Below are 23307 nucleotides of genomic sequence, written 5' to 3' on the forward strand. Positions count from 1 at the left end.
AATGGCACGCAAAAGAAAGGGGATCGCTTTAAATGGTATTATCATTATTAATAAGCCTTATGGTCTTTCTTCTAATCAAGCTCTTCAGCGCATTAAAAAGGCGTTTAATGCTCAAAAAGCAGGGCATACAGGAAGCCTTGATCCATTGGCAACAGGCGTACTCCCAATTTGCTTTGGGCAAGCCACACGCATTTCGCAATATTTATTAGATGCAAATAAAAGCTATGAAGCCACCATCCAATTAGGTATTAGCACTGACAGTGGTGATATAGAAGGTCAAGTAATTCGTACAAGTGATATTCCAGTGCTGGATGAAGAGACAATCAACACCACACTTCAGCGCTTTATTGGTCAAATTAAACAAGTACCACCTATGTATTCAGCCCTTAAACATCAAGGTGTGCCATTATATGAGTTTGCGCGTAAAGGTATTGAAATAGAGCGAAAACCAAGAGTAATAACTATTTTCGCACTTAAACTTATTGACTACGACGCATATAAGCATACGATAAATATTGATGTTCACTGCTCTAAAGGCACCTATATTCGCACACTTGGCATGGATATCGCTCAAGCACTTGGCACTGATGGTCATTTAACTAAGCTTACACGTACACAATGTGGTCTGCTTAGCAGTCAAATCATGCTTGAAATTGATAATTTAGAGCAACTAACTATTACCCAACGCCATAGTAGGGTACTTAATACAGAATGTGTATTTACAGATACCCCAATTTTTACTATACCTTGCGACGCACATAGTTTATTTTACTCAAAAGGAAAACTACAATTAGAAAGGAACTTTAGTGGAATTGCAAGAATTTATGATCAAGGGCACTTTGTTGCAATCGGCTATTTTGAACAAGGTAACTTGATTAAAAAACAACTCTTTTTACAAGGCATCATCAATAATGGGCACGAAATACACAATTAAAAATGATCCCAACAGGGAAAATGAAGCACAGAAATATGATGATCCAATTCCAAGTCGTGATGTGATTTTGGCTTATCTTAAAGATTTAAATCAACCTACAGTTTTTGAAAACATTGCCGAAGCGTTGTCACTTAAACGCAATCGACAACTTGATGCGCTTGCTAATCGCTTAGGGGCAATGACTCGAGATGAACAACTTGAACAAGATGGACAATATTTTAGATTGTTTAAACAAAAGCAACATATTGTTACGGGTATAGTACGCGTTGAAAATGATGGTAATGCCATTGTTACCACAGAAGATAAAATGTACAGTGCTTTCTTACCACAACACCAAGCAAAACTGGTGTTCAATGGTGATAAGGTCTGTGCTGTTATCCTTGGTTTAAATCGCAAACACAAATTAGAAGCCAGAATTGACAGTATTATTCAACGCAATACAACGGAAATCATTGGTCGTTACAGCCAGCAGCTAGACAGCCATTTAATCCAGCCCGTTAGCAAAACTATGTCACGCCATATTTTATTACTACCTCCCAAAAAAGCGCTAGAACCTGATGCCCTGATTAAGGCTAAAGTGATTATTTACCCTTCACCCATATCTCCAGCAGTAGCTGAATTTACTGAATTGCTTGAAGAACAATCCCCTATTCTCACTGCTATTTCGATTGCAAGTAGAAAGCACAATCTAATTGAAGCATGGTCTAAAAAAACCGAAAAATTTGTTACTACGCTACCACAACAGGTGCTGCCTGATGAAATCATTGAGCGTGTTGATTTACGCCACTTGCCGTTTGTCACAATAGACGGTGAAGATGCAAAAGACTTTGATGACGCGGTTTATGCACATAAAAGCTCAACTGATGGTTGGAAATTATACGTTGCGATTGCAGATGTCTCTTACTATGTTCGAGCTGATTCTACCTTAGATAAAGATGCTCAAAGTCGGTCAACTTCTGTATATTTTCCTGGCTATGTTATTCCGATGTTGCCAGAAAAGATTTCTAACGAACTTTGTTCTTTAAAGCCTAACGTTGATCGTTTAGCATTGATCTGTGAAATGAACATCAGTCAAAGTGCTCGCCTGTCACGTTATAAATTTTATTCTGGAGTGATTAACTCTAAGGCACGCCTAACTTATACTGAAGTTAGCAAACTTTTAAATCATAAAGAGTCACATATTTACTACCAACAACCTGAACTTGTCCCAAACCTTTTTGACTTATATGACTTATATCAAATACTTGCCAAGGCACGAAAAATAAGAGGTGCGATTGATTTTGATAAGGTTGAAACTCAAATTATTCTTAATGAACATAACCATATCGAGGCTATTGTTCCACGTCAACGCAATCAAGCTCATAAAGTAATTGAAGAATGTATGTTGATGGCTAACGTCGCAACAGCCAAATTTATTGAAAAACACAAAGCACATGCACCATTTCGTGTACATGGCGCACCTCCGAGTGGCAAAATTGAGGATCTGAGAGCCTATTTACACTCCTTAGGGATTAGTTTTAAACCTAACAAGAAAGGAGTTACTTCTGCTGACTATAGCCACATGCTCGAACAAGCTAAAGATCGAGAAGACTTTGCCAATATCCAATTGATGACCTTAAAAAGCATGAATCAGGCAATTTACACACCTGACAATCAAGGGCATTTTGGTTTAGCCTACCCTGCTTATACTCATTTCACATCACCTATTCGTCGCTATCCTGACTTATTGACTCATCGCACTATTAAATCGATTATTAGTGAGAAAAAATTTGGTGCTAAAAGTTATACCCATACTCAATTAAATGAGCTTTGCTCTCATGCTTCAAACCAAGAACGCAATGCAGATTCTGCATCCACGGATGTTGAAAAATGGCTAAAATGTCACTTTCTTCACAACCGTATTGGTGAACTGTTTGCTGGCAAAATTGTTCATGTCACTGGATTCGGAATGTATGTTGAATTGATAGACAACTACATCGAAGGGCTTGTGCATATCTCTACTATGCATAGTGATTATTATATCTTTGACGAAGCACAACATCGTCTTATTGGTCAACGTACTAAAGTTAGCTATAGCATAGGACAAAAAGTACAAGTGCAACTCGTTCGTGTTAACTTAGATGAAATGCAAATTGATTTTGAACTCACATTAAATGGCAAAGGTCGAAGCAACATTCATGAACAAAATCACAATCCACACCTAAAACGTAAGGCACGCATCAAATCGAGTGAAATTAAAGCCGCAGCTAAGTGCGCACGTAAAAAACTAGCAACCAATAGAAAGGTTGAACCTATAAAATTAATTGATTTAAAATCATCCAATTCTCAAAAAACTAAAAAGAAAAAGACTAACATTGGCAAGAACATCCGTAAAAAGCCCAATTCAAAACCAACAATAATTGATTAATTAAGGTTTTTTGTATATTTACACGCGCTTTAAAATAACACACAATGAGAGTCTATTAATCATAGAGAATAAAAATATGACGATGAAACTCTATCTTTATCAACACTGTCCCTTTTGTATTCGCCCACGTATTGTAGCAGGCTTTAAAAAAATTCCACTTGAGCTTATTTTTCTTGCTAATGATGATGAGAAAGCACATCTGGATTTAATTGGGAAAAAACAAGTTCCCTTTTTGCAAAAAGAAAATGGTAATTTTTTAATCGAAAGTCTGGATATTTGCCAATATCTGAATAACTTTGATAGAAAGCCAATATTGAGCCAAGAAATAGTCACTACAGACACACTTATCAAACTTATCAGCGATATAAACAATGCCAGTAAGTCAGTTGTTTATCCACGCTTTATTAACCATCCACAAAATCACCAAGATTTTCCAACGCAAAGTGCCAAAGACTATTTTGAACATAAAAAAGAAAAATATATTGGTTGTTTCAAAGCAAATTTGCGCTTTCCACAAGCGTCTATCGATAAAACAACTCCATTGCTAGATGTACTCAACACATTCCTTACTCATCCATTTGCCAGCGGTGATCAACTGTCTTGGGATGATATTATGCTCTTTCCAGTCTTACGCAACTTAACCATTATTCAGGATTTAATTACCATACCTAGTAAAGTCAAGCATTACATCAAGAACATTTGCCAATTAACGGGTATTCAACCCTATCAATGAAAGCTATCCAATATCCTGTCGTAAGTTGTTGCAAGTCTGCACTGCAAGGTCCAATCCATAACCTTGACGCAATAAATATTGAATACGCTTTTGTTTATCTTTTAAATCAGTGATGGGTTGATCATGATATTTTTCCCGATAACATAGTCTAGCTTCTTTAACCCAATCGATTTCAAGTAAAGATAATACCTTGCCTAACGTCGCAGGATCCACACCTTTTTCATATATAAGTTTTTGTTGAATCCGTAGCAATCCATAATGCTTATTAAGACAGCTTGATACAACCATATGAGCATAGCGCAAATCAGACTGCCAACCGTTTTGAATAAACTCATCTAGTAAAGACTCTATTTGCTCTAATGATAAATTTCCTCGAAGCTTAAGCTTTTGCTTAAGTTGTGCATACGAATAATCTTGCTTTGCTAAAAGATAAAGAAGATAAACTCGCTCAGAGTTGGTCTTTTGCATCGTTAACGACAGATTGGTTTTTAGTTACGTTTGGCAATAGTTGTTCCAAGATGGTTTTATGTAAGCTCTCTTTTATTGTCAGATTTTCTTTTAAATATGCCCGCACATTATCCTTGCCTTGACCAATACGCTCTCCATTATAGCTATACCAAGCACCTGCTTTATCTATAATATTATACTTAACACCTAAATCAATAAGCTCGCCTTCAAGCGAAGTTCCTTCACCATACAAAATATCAAAATCCGCTTGCTTAAATGGTGGAGAAACCTTATTTTTAACGACTTTCACCTTAGTCTCATTACCTAAAATTTCCTCCCCTTTTTTAATGGGACTACCACGTTTTATTTCTAAACGAACAGAAGCATAAAACTTAAGTGCATTACCCCCTGTCGTTGTTTCAGGATTACCAAACATTACACCAATTTTCATTCGAATTTGGTTAATAAACACTACCAGTGTATTAGAACGCTTGATATTGGCCGTAAGCTTACGTAAGGCTTGTGACATTAAACGTGCCTGTAATCCCATGTGTGAATCACCCATTTCGCCCTCGATTTCTGCTTTTGGTGTCAACGCAGCAACAGAATCAATTACCACGATATCAACTGCACCTGAACGCACCAACATATCAACAATCTCTAACGCCTGCTCTCCTGTATCTGGTTGCGAAACTATGAGATTTTTAAGATCAACTCCTAATGCTTCGGCATAAACAGGATCAAGTGCATGTTCCGCATCGACAAACGCGGCCGTACCACCATTTTTTTGACATTGTGCAATCGCTTGTAAAGTTAAAGTTGTTTTACCTGAAGACTCCGAACCATATATTTCAACAACGCGCCCTTTTGGTAAACCGCCAACACCAAGAGCAACGTCTAATCCAATCGAACCAGTTGAAATCACTTCAATGTCTTTGACTAAATCTGTGTCCCCCATGCGCATAATGGAGCCTTTCCCAAATTGCCTTTCAATCTGTGTCAATGCGGAATTTAATGCCTGTTCTTTATTGCTCATGACTACCCTTAATGTAATGAAACTGACGAGATAAAAATATCGACTTAATGTACCATATTATGCGTGGCGAACAAAAGAGATATAGAAGAAATCAGTGTGATTTTATATGTCATAGCTTTACAGTATTAAAATCGATTAAAATATCGTTGATTAAATCAAAAATGTCAGCGCATCGATTAGGGTGATTATTGAAGTCTGATCTCTTAAGACAATCAAGCAGAGATAATAAATTCAATAGGTTTAAAGTTCTACGCCAATTCCCAAGTAATTTAATCCCACCATCCCTCAATCCATTTAGAAAAGTAGTTTGAAACTCTGATGGCATTTTATGAGCGTATCTAAGCATGTTAGCAACATCCCATAGAACTGATCCTGAAAAAGCGAATTCCCAATCTAAAATACCAACCACTTTCCAAACACCATTAATTTTGTCTACCAAAATATTTGCTGGATCGAAATCGCCATGAACAAGATTTTTTTCGCTTTCCCTAGGGAACATATAGCTGTATTGACTAAAAATTTCGTTAATTACTGAAATCATTGCTGGCGTAAGCACAGATAAAATGGTTTCATGCTTTAAGCAATCTTGAGCAAAACTCAAATAATCATTAGATGATTCATGAGGAATAACTCTTAATTTTTTATCCAAGAATCCTGCTTGTGGAAATTCATAAGATGCAATTTTTGAAAGAATTATGCCTACCTTATAGATGATTAGGCTGATCTCATGTGAAGCATCCCTCCTTAACAAAAGATCTCGAAGAGAAATTCCTGGCATAAACTCAGTAATTGCAAAACTATACTTTTCAAGTATGCCTGTATAATACGTCAGTGGTACTGGTATATTTTGTTTTAATAATGTTGCTAATTTTTGCTCACGGTAAACCGCGTCCCTATCGCGCAAATAAAGACGCAAAATTAAAGGTTGTTTTTTATCTTCAAGTAGAAACTTGATGTTAAGGTTAGCACAACCACCAGCGGTGAACTGAAAAGAATTGAGCTTTTGGTCGGGATAGGCAAGCCGTACCATTTTTTCTATAACACCTTCTGATAATTCATGTGTAATGCTTGTTTTTTCCCAATTAGCTTTAAACATATTACAGACTCCGTTTTAAACACTAACCTACCCCGCGCATTTGAGACACTTTTGAATTTTCAACTCCATCATATTTTCCAACTGTTTTGAAGTCATGTAATTTATTGGTCAGGATAAACGGGTAATATTGTCTTTTAGAAATTATCAAATAAATCACTCATAATTTAACAAATACAAAAATCTTATCACTTGTTACCTTTTCTCTACAAATCAATAGATATTTGTCTCATTTACTGCCAAAATAAATTAAAATGATTGAGGTTGCAACTAATCTATAGCCATTTACATTCAGCTAGCTATTAGCTTCATACAAACTAAAGTTAAACGCGACAAAAAGAAATATTGTAGCTTGTTGCCTGTGGTGTTGGAGCACTAAATGTTATGGTTTTTTGCAAGTCTCCATACAGTTCAACTGGCGTCCATGGTTGTAACTGCCCCACATTAAATCCATTTTTATCTAGCCATTGCACCTGGTATTGAAATTGCTGGTTGGACGATTTTTTATTCTCTACGATCACTTGCCCTTGCAGCGTATCACCAGCAGAAGTTCTTGTACTTAACTGAATAGCCTTTAACTGACCAAAACCTGAGCCAAAGCTCTGTGATGTATTGGCATTTGCAGGCATGGTAATACAGCGACTTGCACATCCTGTTAATACCATTACCATCACTCCCACAAAACCCACATTCTTCAAACTTCTGACATTCATGCTAGTCTCCTGTTTTATTGACATCTTTTACTACTCAGACAAGAAACTCTTTAGCGTTTCTGAACGTGATGGATGTCTAAGTTTACGTAACGCCTTAGCTTCAATCTGACGAATACGCTCGCGTGTCACGTCAAACTGCTTACCTACTTCCTCTAAAGTGTGATCGGTATTCATATCAATTCCAAAGCGCATACGAAGCACCTTTGCCTCTCGTTCTGTCAATGTGCTTAAAATTTCTTTGGTAACTTCACGCAAACTTTCACCTGTTGCACTATCAACGGGAGAATCAGAGATCGAATCCTCAATAAAATCACCTAAATTTGAATCTTCATCGTCACCAATCGGTGTTTCCATTGAAATTGGTTCTTTAGCAATTTTCATGATCCTACGAATTTTATCTTCCGACATATCGATGTGCTGGCTTAACTCCTCTGGTGTTGCTTCTTTACCCGTCTCTTGCAAAATTTGACGTGAGATGCGATTAAGTTTATTAATTGTCTCTATCATATGCACTGGAATTCGAATTGTACGCGCCTGATCTGCAATTGAACGTGTAATGGCTTGACGAATCCACCAAGTTGCATAAGTTGAAAACTTATAACCACGCCGATACTCAAATTTATCTACTGCCTTCATCAAACCAATGTTACCTTCTTGAATCAAGTCCAAGAACTGTAACCCGCGATTAGTATATTTTTTAGCAATTGAAATCACCAAACGTAAATTTGCTTCAATCATTTCTTTCTTAGCACGTCTGGCTTTAGCTTCACCAACTGAAATACGTTTACTGGCTTCTCTTAATTCATAGATCGACATATCAGCACGATCTTCAATTAAACCAAGCTTAATTTGAATTGACTTTGCTTCTTCCAATACGTTGACCAAATCAGGGTATTTTGCAACAGCTTTATCTAACCAATCGATATCCGTTTCATGTCCTTGAAATTGATTAACAAAATATTGCTTTGGCATTTTTCCTCTTTCAACACATAAACGCATAAGCTTACGATCATACGCACGAACTTCAGTCACCAAAGCACGGATCGCATTGATCAATCGGTTTAATTGCGCACTAGTATAACGTAAACTTAAAAATAAGCTTGAAACTTGATTGAGTGCATCTTTGTAAACCTGACTGCCTGCATCCTGATCTAGCAGATAGTTAAACTTAGCTTCTAACTCAGCAAATTTTTGTGCAGCAAGATCAGGATCTGGACCTGTATCTTCCGAAGTATCTGCAACTGATGCGCTCCCTGAATCATCCTCATCTTCAGCAACTTCCTCAGTTGCCGCATCTTCCAAAGTCTCTTCAGGATTATCAAGCATAGAGCCAACATCTGTCCCTGTTGCATCAATCTCTTCACCCTCGTTAAACCCTGAAATTAAATCAGAAAATTTGACAAATTTATAAAGTAGAGTTTCTTTTTTTTCTTCATCTTCAAGTGCATTGTATTCTTCGCGCGCTACATCCATTAAGTCTTGATAACGCCCCAATAAGGACTTGATCACAAAAGGATACTCAGAAAGTGCATTAAGCACTTCTTTTGTGCCTTGCTCGATGCGTTTTGCAATTTCAATTTCCCCTGAGCGAGTTAAAAGATCGACCGAACCCATCTCACGCATATACATCCTAACTGGATCGGTGGTACGTCCAAAATCACCATCAGAAGACAGTGCTTGTACGGCATCCTCATCAGATGTGCTTTCAGCTTCCGCTTCAAGCAATAATAAATCCTCTGCATTCGGTGTTGATTCAAATACCTTAACACCGACATCATTAATCATCTGAATGACTTCTTCAATGCGCTCAGGATCAGTAATTTCATCCGGCAAATAGTCGTTCACATCAGCATAAGTCAAATAACCTTGCTCACGACCAAGCGCCAATAATTCTTTTATTCGAGATAATTGCTGTTCTTTTGTTTGATCTGACATTAAAATCTCACCTATTTTATACACCATCTTAGTTAACCATGTCATGACAACACGATCTAAAGGTAGCTATGTTTTTCGTATTTTGTGCAAAATATTTTGCATTCTTTGTTTTTCTGTCGCTGTTAAGATAGAAGTCTTTGCTTTTAATATCAGGTGTTCTAATTCATTTTGACATGCCTGCTTAATAATTTTATCTAACATCGCCACTAACTCATCAATCAACTGTGGTGCCTGAAGCTCAATCGGCAATTGCAGCAACTGATAAAAATAAGCTCGAAATTGCTCATATTTTTCAGATAACATTTGTACCAGCAGCGCAGAAGACAGCCCGTTATTTTGCCTGATTATTTTCAAAGCATCAAGTAAAATAAAATGCTGCTCCGTAACACATTCAAACTCTATTTCTTCTTTGCCTTGAAATGCTATATGCACTTCACTTGGCATATTGATGACGAAACTTAAAGCTTTTTCGATCAAGCTTAGCTTGTTAGTATTGAGCACCCAACGCTTCATACGCTCATTATTTAGCATTTTTTTATCACTGTTTTTTTGTGCAATCATCCGTTTAAGCTGAAGAACTGAAGTATCCACCGCCTTTGCTAACTGTTGAATGATTATCTCAGTGTACGCACTTTCGGGTACATTTTTTAATATCTGCTTTAGCTCTTCGATCAACTCTGCCAAACTATCTGCACTCGACAAAGTGTATTTAGCAAGCAAGTATTGAATAAAAAAATCTGCTGCTGGAGTTGCTTCAAGCACTTCTTGTTTAAATAATTCTAGTCCAACGGCTTGAATATATGAATCAGGATCATGCTCTTGAGGCAAAGTTAGAAAACGCGCTTTTTTGTTTTGACTTAAAAATGGTAACACCATCTCAAATGCACGTAGTGCTGCATTTTGCCCAGCAGCATCACCATCAAAACACAGTATAATTTGTTCTGTGGTACGAAACAAAAGCTTAACGTGGGTCTGAGAAAGTGCAGTTCCTAAGGTTGCTACGGCAAATGGATAACCATGCTGATACAATCCTACCACGTCCATATAACCCTCAACTACTACAACTTGATCTGGATTTTTATATTGAAGTTTCAACTCATATAGACCATAAAGCTCTTGGTTTTTAAAAAAGACTGGCGTTTCTGGTGAATTCAAGTATTTGGGCTTTGCATCTTTATTGGGTAACACGCGTCCACCAAAACCAATTATTTGACCTTTGCGATTACGAATTGGAAAAATAACTCGATCACGAAAGCGATCATATGCCCCCCCTTTTTCCCTACTTACGATAAGCCCTGCTTGATAAAGCACATCTAATGAATACTGTTTGACTAGGAGATCATAAAGACTTTGCCACTTATCTGGTGCATAGCCTATCTGAAAATGTTGCGCTGTTTTTGCATTAATCCCGCGAGATTTAATATAATCAATAACTTCTGTTTTATTTCTATCGTAACGCAAACACCAACGATAATATTTACTTGCCGCTACCAAAGCTTCATAAATTTTGTTGGTTACATCAGTTTTTTGTCCGTGTCTATTTGTTGCTTCATAAGGCACCTCCAAATTCTGTAAAGCTGCAAGCTCCTCAATCGCTTCTACAAAACTCAAACCATTATAGTTAGATAAAAAATCGATCACATCACCTGAGGCATGACAACCAAAGCAATGGTAAATTTGCTTATCAGGACTGACCGAAAAAGAGGGAGTTTTTTCATGATGAAATGGACAACAGCCCATGTAGCTTTTGCCTGTTTTCTTTAGCGTTGTATATTTTGCAATGAGTTCAACAATATTATTTGCCGCTACTACTTGGTGTACAAAATCAGCGGGAATGTTCCCTTTCATTAGCACTCACTAGGATAATTGTGATTTGATCATTGAGCCAACTTTACCCATATCTGCTCGACCATTAAGCTCAGCCTTAATTGCACTCATAATTTTACCCATATCTTTGATAGATGATGCCCCTACTTCTAAAATAGCACGCTGAATAATCTCAATTATCTCATTCTCAGACAAAGCTTTAGGTAAATAGTCTTGCAAGATTTCTATCTCTTCTAGTTCCTTTTGTGCAAGCTCATCACGCCCCGCTCTTTTAAATTGCTCAGCAGATTCTTTGCGCTGCTTAATCATTTTACTCAAAATACTAATGATATCACTTTCTATTATTTCCACACGCTCATCAATTTCTTTTTGTTTAAATGCAGCTAGTGCCATACGAATTGTTGCCAGGCGATTCTTATCTTTATTCTTCATGGAGCTTTTCATATCTTCAATTAAGCGTGCTCGTATCTCAGACATTTAATAAATCCTAAGGTTATGCTTGAAAATTTTGTTAAAAAATAACTTTTGATTTTTATGCTTGTATTGTCAACTATATTCCTGCACATTGCAACCACACAGCACAAACTTACTAAAATTTACCCATTTTCTTAGTAAATTAAAGTCTCTATAAATGGATCAGCCACCTATACTCAAAAGCATAGATGGCTGTGTATTCTTTGCGTACTATCTAGCGACGGTGTGCAGCTGGATTTGAACGCATTGATTGCTTCATAGAGCGCTTAACAGCAGCGGCTTTTTTGCGCTTGCGCTCCCATGTTGGCTTTTCATAGAACTCTCTACGGCGGAGTTCAGAAACAACTCCTGCTTTTTCACAACTACGCTTAAAACGGCGTAATGCTACATCAAACGGTTCAGTTTCTCTAACACGTACTGCTGGCATACTTCTCACCTCACTTAAATGCCATGTATTACTCATGTGACCAAAATTCTTTATTTATCATAAAATCAGACGAATTTATAGCGGCACAATTCTACAATACTCATTCTTAAGATGCAAGGAAATAATGCCTCCTAACGTTTACTTCCAAAGCCAAATACGCTAATGTTGCTACTAATTTAAATTAATATCCCCCAGTTTTATGATCCACTGGTTTCCAGGGCACATGCACAAAGCCACAAAAGAGCTTAAAAAGCTTATGCCGCAAATTGACATCGCAATTGAAGTTATCGATGCGCGCGCACCAGAGGCAAGCGCTAATCCTGCTTTACATGAAGTTGCTAAAGGCAAACCTATTGTTAAAGTTTTATCTAAGCAAGACCTAGCTGACCCGATTATTACAAATCAATGGCTTAAATTTTACAATGGTAAGGCATTGAGCTTGGATATTGCTCATAATAAAAATAGCGCGCAAAGAATCATTGAAATCTGTAAACATGAGCTGCCTCATCGTGGAACAGTTTTGAAACCTATACGTGCAGTTATCCTTGGAATCCCTAACGTTGGTAAATCAACTTTAATTAACACATTGGCTAAGCGTAAAATTGCTAAAACAGGTAATGAACCTGCAGTAACCAAACAGCAGCAAAAAATTGAAATTGAAAAATATTTTTATTTAAACGATACTCCAGGCATTATGTTTCCCAGTCCTAAAGATGAAGGTTGTGGTTATAAGCTTGCTGCCATTGGCTCTATTCGTGACACTGCAATGGATTATCCGTTAACTGCTTATTTCTTACTTGAGCTTTTAAAAGAAGATTATCCCAAGCTTCTTGCAGATAGATTCAAACTTGAAACGATTCACGCAGATAGCGAGATGCTTTTATTAGAGATTGGTAAGCTCATTGGTCAACAAAATAACCACCACCATATTGCAGAGAAAATTATTCAAGACTTTCGTCAAGGACGCATTGGACGCATCTCATTAGAGACCCCAGAAAACTATTTAAAATATAGAAGTGAAGTACAATGAAGCAAAAATCTACTTCTTAACAATCGAAGCTTCACCTGATGCAAATGTTTTTATTTGCTTTTGATCACAGCAAAGCTGTAATTGACCCAGCTCATTTACTCCTTGTGCTATCCCGGTAACAAACATGTTATTGGGAAGGCTCAATGTTATCTCCTTATCTGTTAAATAATCAAAGTGATGATAATTCTCTATGAAAGATATAAATCCTGATGCTTCAAATTTTTTGAGTGTGATAATGACATCATTAGCAAGATTAATCGCTAAAATGTTGCGATCAACATATTGACCCAAGACTTCTTGTAAAGAAACCCAAGGCTGGCTAATGTTTAGGTTGAAAGACATATTCACATTAATGCCAATCCCAATAATGATCTGACTTTGGGCGTTTGATTCCGCTTTAACTTCAACTAAAATGCCAGAAAGTTTCTTCTCATTCAGATATATATCATTCGGCCATTTGATTTTGATATCAAGCTCAGTAAAAAGTGAACTTAACACTTTTGCTACACATACCGCAAGTGCTAAAGAAAGTCCCGATAGTTCTCCGATTTCTTTAGCAAGCGTAGTCTTTAACGAAAAATATAAATTCTCTGCAAAAGGTGAAATCCACGTTCGATTAAATCGACCTTTACCTTTTTTTTGATACTCAGCCAGACAAATGTGATATGGACATATTGATTCATTGTTTTGTAAATAATCATTCGTTGAATCAACGCTTACCAAACAGTCTAATTGCACATTACTATGTTGAATGTGTTCTAAAATACGTTTTTGATCTAGCAATATAAGTGGTTGTATTAACTTATAGCCATGCGCCTTGTTTGACTCAATTGCAATATGGTACTCATCTTGTAATTTCTGAATATTTTTCCACACGGCTGCGCGTGTAATATTAAGCTTATTACCGATGGTTGTTCCATCGGTATAATTTTCACAGTTAAGTTGCTTTAAAATATTTAACAAAGTGATATTCACAATCCTGCTTTACTGGTTATAGTAAATAATTTTTTTAGTATACTACAGACCACACAGCCTTTGTTGCAGATTATACTTGCTATTTATTTTTTTATGCTCAAGATAACAAATTTAAGCTCAACTGACCTTCTAAATTAAAAATCATGCAACAAAACAAAGCACTCAACGTGCCAAAACTTACCTTAATGAATATTACTGCAATTATTAGTTTAAGCTCAATTGCTTTCATGGCAACTATTGGCTTACCTTCCATCTTTTTTTATGCAATTGCAGCTATATTTTTTCTCGTACCAACTGCTTTAGTTTCTGCTGAGTTAGGCGGGATGCTAACCAAAGACAACGGTGGAGTATACACATGGGTGAAGCGCGCTTTTGGAGCAAAAATAGGACTCATTGCAATTTGGATGGGATGGTTTAACAATGTGATCAGCTTCCCTGCAACTCTTTCTGCAATTGTAGCTACTATTGCTTATATGGGGTTTGATAGCCTGCAAACCAATAAATTAACACTTTTTGTCACTATGCTTGCTATTTTCTGGCTTGTTACCTTTTTCAATTTTTTACCCATAAAAAGGATTGTCATTTTAAATGTAGTCGGTGCACTTTTTGGTATGATTTTGCCTGGGATACTACTTTTAGCTGGTGCAATTTACATGCTCGTAATTGGAGAGCACCAGGTTAATTTGACTCATTTTGAAAATTGGTTGCCTAGCATGTCATTTTTAACTTTTGCTCTTTTTGTTAAAACATTGGCAAGCTATTCTGGTATTCAAGCTACTTGTTTTCATATTCGAAATGTAGTCAACCCTAAAAAAAATATTCCTAAAGCAATGATTTTTTCTATCGTTATTATTGTTTTATTGTCATCTATATCCACTATAGCACTTGTTATTACTATTCCAAATAACAGTATTAATCCGATGAATGGTTTAATTCAAGGAATTACAAACGTACTAAATCTAGTTGGACTTGATAGATTTAGGGGGCTGATCGCATTTTTAATTGTTGTTGGGATGATCTCTGCTCTAAGCACTTGGATGCTCGGTCCTGCGCGTGCTATGCAAGAGGTAGCACAACAAAATTTACTTCCACCAGCATTCTCTAAACTCAATAGCAATCACATGCCGGTCAATGTGCTCCTAACTCAAGGAGTTATAAGCAGCCTACTTTCTTTTGTATTTTTATTTATGCCAACTATCCAGGCTGCTTTTGCAATGCTTGTTGCTTTGACTTCACAGTTTACGGCTTTTATGTGGATTTTAATTTTTGCTGCTGCAATTCGCTTACGTTACAAAGAACCTAACACGCAACGCATGTTCCGGATTGGAAGACAAAACAATAACTTAATACTTATTGTTGTTTGTCTATCAGGAATAGTTGCTTGCTGTTGTGGCATATTCTTAGGTATCTTTCCACCTGCTTTCTCTCGTATAGAAAACCTTTTTGCTTATGCTGGGGTTATTGTTTTTGCTGATATTGTGATTATTCTCATTCCCTTTATTTGGATCTACTTTCGCAAAGCACAATTACAATTCTAACCTTGCATTTTATTTTTCTTTTAATATATTGTTTTTTTGTTTATACAAAATATTGTAAAAAGGAGAGAGAATGACTAGTAAAAAATTAACTCGTAACATTTTAATTGGTATGTTTTTAGGTGCTATTTTTGGCTTAATTCTACATCCATTTTCAAATACGGACTGGCTAGATACTTATATGACCAATGGAATATTACAGCTTATTGGTTCAATTTTTATCACTTTGATGAAGATGCTTGTTGTGCCTTTAGTACTGGTTTCTATTGTCTGTGGTGCAAGCAATGTTTCTGAACCTAAAAGCTTAGGGAGAATTGGTGGCAAGACCATTATAATTTATATTATCACTACAGCGATTGCAGTTACATTAGCTATATCAATCTCGCTTTTATTCAAAATCGGTTCAGGAGCTAACATTTCAACCGAAAACTTAAGCTTCACTGTTGCTGCACCTCAAAGCTTTATGCAAACGATTTTAAGTTTATTTACTGCTAACCCAGTAGATTCGCTTGCTCAAGGTCATATGCTGCAAATTATTGTGTTTGCACTACTATTGGGAATAGCAATTAATTTTGCGGGAGAGTCAGGGCAACGCATTAAAAACTGGTTTGATGATTTAAACGATGTGATCTTGTCTTTGGTGAGCATTATTATCATGCTTACACCATATGGTGTGTTTGCACTTATTGCAAAGCTTGTTATCACTACGGAGTTAAATAAATTTGTATATGTACTAGGGTATTTTCTTACCGTTTTACTAGTTTTAGTTATTCATTTATTTATCACAAATGGCATACTTATAGCTGTTTTTGCACGGTTAAATCCTGCCACCTTTTTTAAAAAAATGTTACCTGTACAATTATTTGCATTTTCAACTGCAAGCAGTAATGCAACTTTACCTGTTACACTTAAAACAGCCGAAAAAAGCATTGGTATTGATAATAAGGTGGCAGGTTTCACTATTCCATTAGGAGCCACCATTAACATGGATGGAACTGCTATAATGCAAGGCGTTGCAACCGTTTTTATAGCCCATGTTTACAATATTGAGCTAAGCCTTTTTTCCTATCTTATTGTAATTATCACCGCAACATTAAGTTCAATTGGTACAGCAGGTGTGCCTGGAATTGGTTTAATTACTTTGACTCTGGTCCTCACTCAGGTTGGTCTACCTATAGAGGGTATTGCACTTATTATCGGAATTGATCGTATTTTAGATATGGTTAGAACAGCGGTAAACGTAACAGGGGATGTATCTGTCACTACCGTTGTTGCTAAAACCGAAAAACAATTGGATGAATCTATATATAACAGTTAAATATTTCACTGTTATTGAATCCTTTCCACAATCTTCATTTTCCACTCTTTTGGTCCTGTTTCGTGAACGGAAGTACCTTTGCTATCCACTGCCACCATAACGGGCATATCTTCAACTTCAAACTCATAAATTGCTTCCATTCCCAAATCTTCAAATCCAACCACTTTTGCTTTGCGTATTGATTTAGAAATCAAATATGCAGCCCCCCCCACTGCCATAAGATAGACTGCTTTGTGCTTTTTAATTGAGTCAATCGTTGCTTGACCACGCTCAGCCTTACCAACCATACCAGCAATGCCAAGTCTACTTAGCATAAAATCCGTAAACTTATCCATTCGAGTTGCAGTTGTGGGTCCAGCAGGTCCCACTACCTCATTACCAACTGGATCAACAGGTCCTACATAATAAATAAATTTTCCTTTTAAATCTACAGGCAGAGTCTGACCACTTGTTACCATATCAACAATTCTTTTATGCGCTGCATCACGCCCTGTTAATAACTTACCATTAAGTAATAAAGTTTCGCCTGGTTGAAAATTTTCAATTTCGGCTTGCGTTATCGTATTTAAATTCACTCTTTTTACTTGTGAGTTATCCGTTTCTGTAATTTCAGGCCAATCATCTAAGTTTGGCACCGGGAGCTTTACAACCCCTGAACCATCTAAAGTAAAATGTACATGTCTTGTTGCTGCACAGTTAGGGATAAGCGCCACAGGTTTACACGCAGCATGCGTTGGGTATTCATGAATTTTTACATCTAAAACAGTTGTTAAACCACCTAAGCCTTGCGCACCAATACCTAGCTCATTAATTCGATGATATAACTCAGCGCGTAATTTTTCTATTTCTGTTTGTGGACCACGCGCAAGAATATCAAGCATATTGATCTCTTCACCAAGCGCTTCTTTTGCCAATAACATCGCTTTTTCTGCGGTACCACCAATACCAATTCCAATAATCCCAGGTGGACACCAGCCAGCCCCCATAGTTGGGAGCATTTCTAAGACCCAATCAACAATACTATCACTTGGATTTAATACTTTAAATTTTGACTTAAATTCAGACCCACCGCCTTTAGCAGCAAGCTCAATTTCAACCTTACAGCCATGCACAATATCAATATGGACAATTGCAGGAGTATTATCTTTTGTATTTTTGCGCGCACCATGTGGTGGGCTTACCATTGATGCGCGAAGCGGATTATCCTCGTTTAAATATGCTCGACGCACACCTTCATTGATAAGTTCTGTTATCGTTCTATCCGTACAATCAAACTTTGCATCCATACCAACTTTAACGAACGCACATACCATCCCTGTATCCTGGCAAATTGGTCTATGCCCATAAGCTGCCATACGTGAATTTATTAAGATTTGTGCAATTGCATCTTTTGCTGGCTTTGATTCTTCATGTTGATAAGCACAATACATTGCCTGCACAAAATCCTTTGGATGATAATATGAGATAAATTGCAGCGCGTCTGCAACACTTTGGATGAAATCCTCTACTTTAATAACTGCCATATCTTTGACTCTTGCTTGTTTAACTTCGTTAAATATTCTAACAGTTATTACTACTCAGTGCGAGAATCTAACAATTTAATGGCGAGGTAATTTTAATGGTATTTGGAGGTATAATCAAAAAGCACCTTTTATCCACTCAAGTTGCCCTGCTGTAATACCAATAACATCAAACCGACACTCATAGCTTTGATATTGTTGATAACGCTGCAAGAAAACTTCTGCTGTTTTACGAATCTTGTTTTGCTTTGTATACGTAACCATTTCAAGCGCACCTCCAAAGCCAGCACCCTTTCTGATTTTAACTTCTATGAATAGCAAAGTTTCATCCATTAACCCAATAAGATCAATTTCACCTAACGGAGTAAAAAAATTCTGAATAATCAATGTAAACCCTTGCTGCTCCAAGTATTTCAACGCTGTACCTTCTGCCCTACCACCAATTTCACGACTCATTCACAAAATACCATTATATTTTAATAGTGCGTCAACAGTGGGTTGTTGACCTCGAAAAGCCTCAAATAACTCTGCTGCTGGTCTTGAGCCGCCCATTTCCAAAATATTTTGCAGAAACGACTGACCAATCTTGGGATTAATGATTTCGGCAGATGATTCAAAGACTGAAAATGCATCGCTTGATAATACTTCTGCCCATTTGTAACTATAGTAGCCTGCTGCATAACCACCTGCAAAAATATGTGAAAAACTATTTTCAAAACGATTATATTCAGGCACTTCAAATAATGAAGTCTCCTTTCTGATACTCAATAAAGTACCATGAATATCAAGCCCATCTGGCTGAACTTGATGGAGTTTCATATCAAACAATGCAAATTCTAATTGACGCAACATTGCCAAAGCAGATTGATATTGCCGAGATGCCTCCAGTTTCTTGAATAATGCTGTTGGTAGTGACTCACCCGTTTTGACATGTTTAGCAATTAATGACAAGCCTTCCCTACTCCAACAAAAATTCTCCATGAATTGACTAGGTAGCTCAACAGCATCCCATTCAACGCCATTTATACCTGATACAGGCAGATAATCTACTTTAGTCAAGATATGATGAAGCGCATGCCCAAATTCATGAAACAAAGTCAAAACATCATTATGTGTTAAAAGCGCATCCTCATTATTTTTGGGTGGCATGAAATTACACGTTACGTAGGCAACAGGAACTTGCACACTCTGATCCTGCCTTTTATAACGCGTACGACAATCATCCATCCATGCTCCATCTCGCTTATTATCTCTTGCAAATAAATCAACTAGGATCTTTCCTCTTATGTCTTTCTTTTGATCATAAAAAACATATAATGCCGTTTGTAAATGGTAACGATCCCATTCTTTGACTTCTTGTGCATGCACACCATAAAGAGACTCAATTATTTTAAATAAACCTTGTATAACATAAGGTAATGGGAAATAAGGTCTTAATTCTTCTGCAGTAAAATCATAAAGCGTTTTTTTCATTTTTTCACTGTAATAAGGCACATCCCACACTTGTAACTTGCCACTTAACCCATGCTTATTTGCAAAACTTTGAAGTGCTTGAAGTTCTTTTTGCGCCTGATGTTTAGCCCTTTGCAATAAGTCTTCTAAAAATGCCATAACTTTATCAACTGAACTCGCCATTTTGCTCTTTAATGATAACTCTGCATAATTATTAAACCCTAGTAACTTCGCCTCTTTATAACGTAATTCTATAATTTCTTGCATAATTTTAGCGTTATCATATATTGGGTTTTCCGCTAAGCTTGAAGCACGCGTAACATATGCGTGATACATTTTTTGTCTTAACGCACGGTTATCTGCTTGCTGCATGACTGCAAGATAGGTTGGTGCATCCAACCCTAAAAAATACCCTTTTTCACCTACCGATTCTGCACGAAGCCAAGCCTGTTCTAACATATCCTCTGACAAGCCCAGAAGTTCATTTTGATCAGCAGTTACATAATGCCACGCCATCGTAGCATCTAAGACATTATTTTCAAACTGACTTTGTAGTATAGAGAGCTTCGTCGCAATTACTTCAAATTCCTTACGCTTTTGACCTTCTAACTCCACTCCTGATAATTTAAAATCACGAATAACATCATGAATCGCTTTAATTTGTGCTCTGTCAAGTGAAGTATCATTTTTAAGAATATACTGATAAGCCTTAAGCAACCGCTCATCTTGTGCCGTTTGAGTTGAATATTCCGAAACTTTTTCAACACAATACTGATAAATATCTCGAAGTTCTTGTGTATTTTGTACAGCATTTAAATGCGCAATAAGTCCAAATGTTTTTGATAAACGATCATCAGCCTCTTCTAATGGATAAATAAATTGAGCCCACGTAAATTGGTTTTCCTGTAATAAAACTTCTTTTAAATCAAGACATTTTTTTAACCTAAAATCAACCGCTTCTTTTGCTTTACTAATATCAACTTTAGAAAATTCAGGCATTGCTGAATCAGTTAATAAAACGTTCTCCATTTTAAATCCTTTGCATAATTTCTTCATTCTATTAGCGCTTTATAATACACTTACTCCACCATAAGAAAAGTACCAACAGCAGATGTCTGGCAATTTAACAAATATTTTAACCCACTTTGTGATGTTTATTATCCCTATGCTTTTTGCAATTACACTTCATGAAGCAGCACATGCTTACATTGCTAAACTTTGTGGTGATCAGACTGCTTACTTGATGGGACGTGTAACTTTTAACCCTATCAAACATATTGACCCATTAGGCACTATCATCTTACCTGTTGTAATGTTTTTATTACAAACTGGTTTTTTATTTGGCTGGGCAAAACCTGTTCCTATTAATTTCAACAATCTAAAAAAACCAAGACAGGATATGATACTTGTTGCCATTGCAGGTCCTTTTGCTAATTTTGCGATGGCAATTATTTGGTTTATTTTATGGAAGTTTGTGCCAAACTTTGGCTTTAATCAAATGGCACAATATGGCGTAGCACTGAACTTAATGTTAATGGTTTTCAACCTATTACCCATTCCACCCTTAGATGGTAGCCGCGTTATCAGTGCTCTTTTGCCATACAAAGCAACTTTACAATATAATCGACTTGAGCGTTGGGGCTTCTTAATTGTTTTACTATTGCTATTCATTCCATTTGGCAATAGCAACTTATTGGCGAGCATTTTAATTCCAGTTATTAATAAGCTACTTCTTCTGATACAATTTATTTTCTAATTACTTAAACATAAAGGTTTACTTGTGCAACTTGAACTTGAAAAACCAGATACTAACGTTTATGTCAAACACTACCAAAATGGAAAAATAATATTACCACATCAAACTTATACCAATAGCATTATTATTACTCCCTCCAACGTAATCAGTGAGTGCTGGTCAATTACACATGCTTCTATGTTAACTATTGAATCACTCGAATTGCTTTTTGAACTTAATGTAGATATCTATCTTCTAGGAACAGGAATAAATGCGCTTATTCCAGCCCCTGAAATCCTAGGCGCATTTGCCCGCTTAGGCAAACCGCTTGATTTTATGGACTCTGGGGCGGCTTGCCGCACCTTTAACATTCTTGCAAATGAAGCACGTAATGTAGCTGCTGCCATTATTGCATAATGTGAGCAAGGATCCTGCTTTACCTTGGAGCAGGCTTGACTTATCACTTAGACAAAACGTATTATCACATTACTTTTAGAACATGAGCAATCGATAGATTATGATTATAAAACCAGAAGTCATGCGTGGTGGACTTGTTAAAAACCCACATCCAATAGGCTGCAAAGCTGTCGTTGAAAAACAGATTAACTATATGAAGAAAAAATCTTGCTTTAGCGATAAAAAACGAGCTCTGATTATTGGTGGCTCATCTGGTTATGGACTTGCCTCTCGCATTGCACTGGCTTATGGTGCTTATGCCGATACAATTTGTATTTCTTTTGAATCCGGCATTTCTGACAAACGTATTGGGACTGCTGGTTGGTGGAATAATATTTGGTTTAAAGAGCAAGCCGAAAAAGATGGATTAATCGCTAAGAATATCATTGGTGATGCTTTTTCAGATGAAGTCAAACAACAAACCATTAGCCTTATCAAGAAAACATTTGATGGGAAAATAGATGTTGTTATTTACAGCCTTGCCTCACCTAGGCGTACAGATCCCAAAACTGGAATCACTCATAACTCTGTACTCAAAAGTACTATTGGTGAAATTTCAGCACCAACGTTAGATTTAAACAAACAAACGATTGTGTCAGGCAAAATGCTAGAAGCTACAAAACATGACATTGATGAAACAATTAAGGTCATGGGCGGGGAAGATTGGCAATTATGGATTGAAGCATTAAAAGATGCGAATGTATTGGCTCAAAACTTCAAAACGACTGCTTATTCATATGATGGTGCCGATGCAACAGATGCCATCTACAAAAAAGGGACTATTGGTGCTGCCAAACGCCATTTAGAGAAAACCGCACTTGAGTTAAACTACATGCTACAGGGTATTCATGGAGAGGCATTTGTGACTGTTTTAAAAGCACTTGTAACTAAGGCCAGCGCTTTTATTCCACTTTTCCCACTGTATGGTTGTGCTCTCTTTAAAGTCATGAAACAACAAGGCACTCATGAAAACACTATTGAACAAATAGATCGCTTCATGCGTGACATGATGTATGGTAATAAACGTATTATTGATGAGACCCAGCGTGTGCGCTCTGACAATTTGGAAATGGATGTTAACACTCAACGCCTTACCAACGAAATTATGGCAAAAATGACTGCTGAAAACTTTAAAAAAATCAGTGACTTCGATGGATTTTACCAAGACTTTTTAGAACTGAATGGCTTTAATATAGAAGGAGTTGATTACAATCTCGCTATAGATAGCGAAGCATTAAAAACTAAACAACCTTAACTCAT

The 23307-nt window shown here is 36.8% G+C and carries 21 protein-coding genes; 9 read left to right on the forward strand and 12 right to left on the reverse strand.

Annotation, left to right across the window (positions count from 1 at the left end):
* The first annotated feature begins 1 nt into the window (after nt 1).
* From truB to grxB, 3 genes are all read left to right on the forward strand, one after another.
* Entirely contained in the window at nt 2-934 is a 933-nt protein-coding gene (truB, locus tag DNJ77_RS05335) for a tRNA pseudouridine(55) synthase TruB (protein WP_116963963.1), read from the forward strand.
* Nucleotides 912-3341: a ribonuclease R gene (rnr, locus tag DNJ77_RS05340; protein WP_192877939.1), complete on the forward strand. Its 2430-nt coding sequence runs from the start codon at nt 912-914 to the stop codon at nt 3339-3341. The genes truB and rnr overlap by 23 nt, the downstream gene beginning before the upstream one ends.
* Before the next feature lie 76 nt (nt 3342-3417).
* Nucleotides 3418-4074, forward strand: a complete 657-nt coding sequence (grxB, locus tag DNJ77_RS05345; RefSeq protein ID WP_116963965.1) for a glutaredoxin 2 — start codon at nt 3418-3420, stop codon at nt 4072-4074.
* Nucleotides 4075-4077: 3 nt separating this feature from the next.
* On the opposite strand, the gene DNJ77_RS05350 is transcribed toward grxB, so the two are convergent.
* The 8 genes from DNJ77_RS05350 to rpsU all read right to left on the reverse strand — a co-directional run bounded on the left by DNJ77_RS05350 (nt 4078) and on the right by rpsU (nt 12026).
* The gene (locus tag DNJ77_RS05350; RefSeq protein WP_116963966.1) at nt 4078-4542 is read right to left on the reverse strand and encodes a regulatory protein RecX; all 465 of its coding nucleotides are present in this window, start codon (nt 4540-4542) and stop codon (nt 4078-4080) included.
* Entirely contained in the window at nt 4523-5557 is a 1035-nt protein-coding gene (gene recA, locus DNJ77_RS05355) for a recombinase RecA (protein ID WP_116963967.1), read from the reverse strand. The genes DNJ77_RS05350 and recA overlap by 20 nt, the downstream gene beginning before the upstream one ends.
* Nucleotides 5558-5666: 109 nt before the next feature.
* Nucleotides 5667-6653 carry an aminoglycoside phosphotransferase family protein gene (locus tag DNJ77_RS05360; protein WP_116963968.1) on the reverse strand — a complete coding sequence of 329 codons (987 nt, stop codon included), beginning with the start codon at nt 6651-6653 and terminating at the stop codon, nt 5667-5669.
* Nucleotides 6654-6973: 320 nt separating this feature from the next.
* The gene (locus DNJ77_RS05365; protein ID WP_157966606.1) at nt 6974-7363 is read right to left on the reverse strand and encodes a YcfL family putative periplasmic lipoprotein; all 390 of its coding nucleotides are present in this window, start codon (nt 7361-7363) and stop codon (nt 6974-6976) included.
* A gap of 30 nt (nt 7364-7393) precedes the next feature.
* Complete coding sequence (rpoD, locus tag DNJ77_RS05370) at nt 7394-9325, reverse strand: RNA polymerase sigma factor RpoD (protein ID WP_275667769.1); 1932 nt, start codon at nt 9323-9325, stop codon at nt 7394-7396.
* 39 nt (nt 9326-9364) lie between these two features.
* Nucleotides 9365-11146: a DNA primase gene (gene dnaG, locus DNJ77_RS05375; protein ID WP_116963970.1), complete on the reverse strand. Its 1782-nt coding sequence runs from the start codon at nt 11144-11146 to the stop codon at nt 9365-9367.
* Between the two features lie 9 nt (nt 11147-11155).
* Entirely contained in the window at nt 11156-11602 is a 447-nt protein-coding gene (locus DNJ77_RS05380; RefSeq protein WP_116963971.1) for a GatB/YqeY domain-containing protein, read from the reverse strand.
* Between the two features lie 211 nt (nt 11603-11813).
* Entirely contained in the window at nt 11814-12026 is a 213-nt protein-coding gene (gene rpsU / locus DNJ77_RS05385; RefSeq protein WP_116963972.1) for a 30S ribosomal protein S21, read from the reverse strand.
* Between the two features lie 199 nt (nt 12027-12225).
* Here rpsU and ylqF point away from each other — a divergent pair, with 199 nt between their 5' ends.
* Nucleotides 12226-13056, forward strand: a complete 831-nt coding sequence (ylqF, locus tag DNJ77_RS05390) for a ribosome biogenesis GTPase YlqF (RefSeq protein ID WP_116963973.1) — start codon at nt 12226-12228, stop codon at nt 13054-13056.
* Between the two features lie 9 nt (nt 13057-13065).
* Here the strand turns inward: ylqF and DNJ77_RS05395 are convergent, their stop codons facing one another.
* Nucleotides 13066-14031, reverse strand: a complete 966-nt coding sequence (locus tag DNJ77_RS05395; RefSeq protein WP_116963974.1) for a biotin--[acetyl-CoA-carboxylase] ligase — start codon at nt 14029-14031, stop codon at nt 13066-13068.
* A gap of 143 nt (nt 14032-14174) precedes the next feature.
* Between DNJ77_RS05395 and DNJ77_RS05400 the strand changes: the two genes are divergently transcribed.
* Together DNJ77_RS05400 and DNJ77_RS05405 are read left to right on the forward strand one after the other, a co-directional pair.
* A complete protein-coding gene (locus DNJ77_RS05400; protein ID WP_116963975.1) occupies nt 14175-15569 on the forward strand; it encodes an APC family permease in 1395 nt (464 codons plus the stop codon).
* A 70-nt stretch (nt 15570-15639) separates the two neighbouring features.
* Nucleotides 15640-16884 carry a dicarboxylate/amino acid:cation symporter gene (locus DNJ77_RS05405; RefSeq protein WP_116963976.1) on the forward strand — a complete coding sequence of 415 codons (1245 nt, stop codon included), beginning with the start codon at nt 15640-15642 and terminating at the stop codon, nt 16882-16884.
* An 11-nt stretch (nt 16885-16895) separates the two neighbouring features.
* On the opposite strand, the gene DNJ77_RS05410 is transcribed toward DNJ77_RS05405, so the two are convergent.
* The 3 genes from DNJ77_RS05410 to DNJ77_RS05420 form a co-directional block, all read right to left on the reverse strand.
* Nucleotides 16896-18407, reverse strand: a complete 1512-nt coding sequence (locus DNJ77_RS05410; RefSeq protein WP_116963977.1) for a fumarate hydratase — start codon at nt 18405-18407, stop codon at nt 16896-16898.
* Nucleotides 18408-18521: 114 nt separating this feature from the next.
* The gene (locus DNJ77_RS05415) at nt 18522-18860 is read right to left on the reverse strand and encodes a YraN family protein (protein ID WP_116963978.1); all 339 of its coding nucleotides are present in this window, start codon (nt 18858-18860) and stop codon (nt 18522-18524) included.
* A complete protein-coding gene (locus DNJ77_RS05420) occupies nt 18861-20885 on the reverse strand; it encodes a M3 family metallopeptidase (protein WP_116963979.1) in 2025 nt (674 codons plus the stop codon).
* Between the two features lie 82 nt (nt 20886-20967).
* Between DNJ77_RS05420 and DNJ77_RS05425 the strand changes: the two genes are divergently transcribed.
* The 3 genes from DNJ77_RS05425 to fabV all read left to right on the forward strand — a co-directional run bounded on the left by DNJ77_RS05425 (nt 20968) and on the right by fabV (nt 23302).
* Nucleotides 20968-21612 (forward strand): site-2 protease family protein, encoded by a 645-nt coding sequence (locus tag DNJ77_RS05425; protein ID WP_116963980.1) that lies wholly within the window; start codon nt 20968-20970, stop codon nt 21610-21612.
* Between the two features lie 24 nt (nt 21613-21636).
* Nucleotides 21637-22008, forward strand: coding sequence for an Mth938-like domain-containing protein (locus DNJ77_RS05430; RefSeq protein WP_116963981.1), 372 nt, complete (start codon nt 21637-21639; stop codon nt 22006-22008).
* A 100-nt stretch (nt 22009-22108) separates the two neighbouring features.
* The gene (fabV, locus tag DNJ77_RS05435; protein WP_116963982.1) at nt 22109-23302 is read left to right on the forward strand and encodes an enoyl-ACP reductase FabV; all 1194 of its coding nucleotides are present in this window, start codon (nt 22109-22111) and stop codon (nt 23300-23302) included.
* Nucleotides 23303-23307: the final 5 nt, after the last annotated feature.

This window comes from Fastidiosibacter lacustris, assembly GCF_003428155.1.
In the GTDB taxonomy this organism is placed as follows: Bacteria; Pseudomonadota; Gammaproteobacteria; order Francisellales; family Francisellaceae; genus Caedibacter; species Caedibacter lacustris.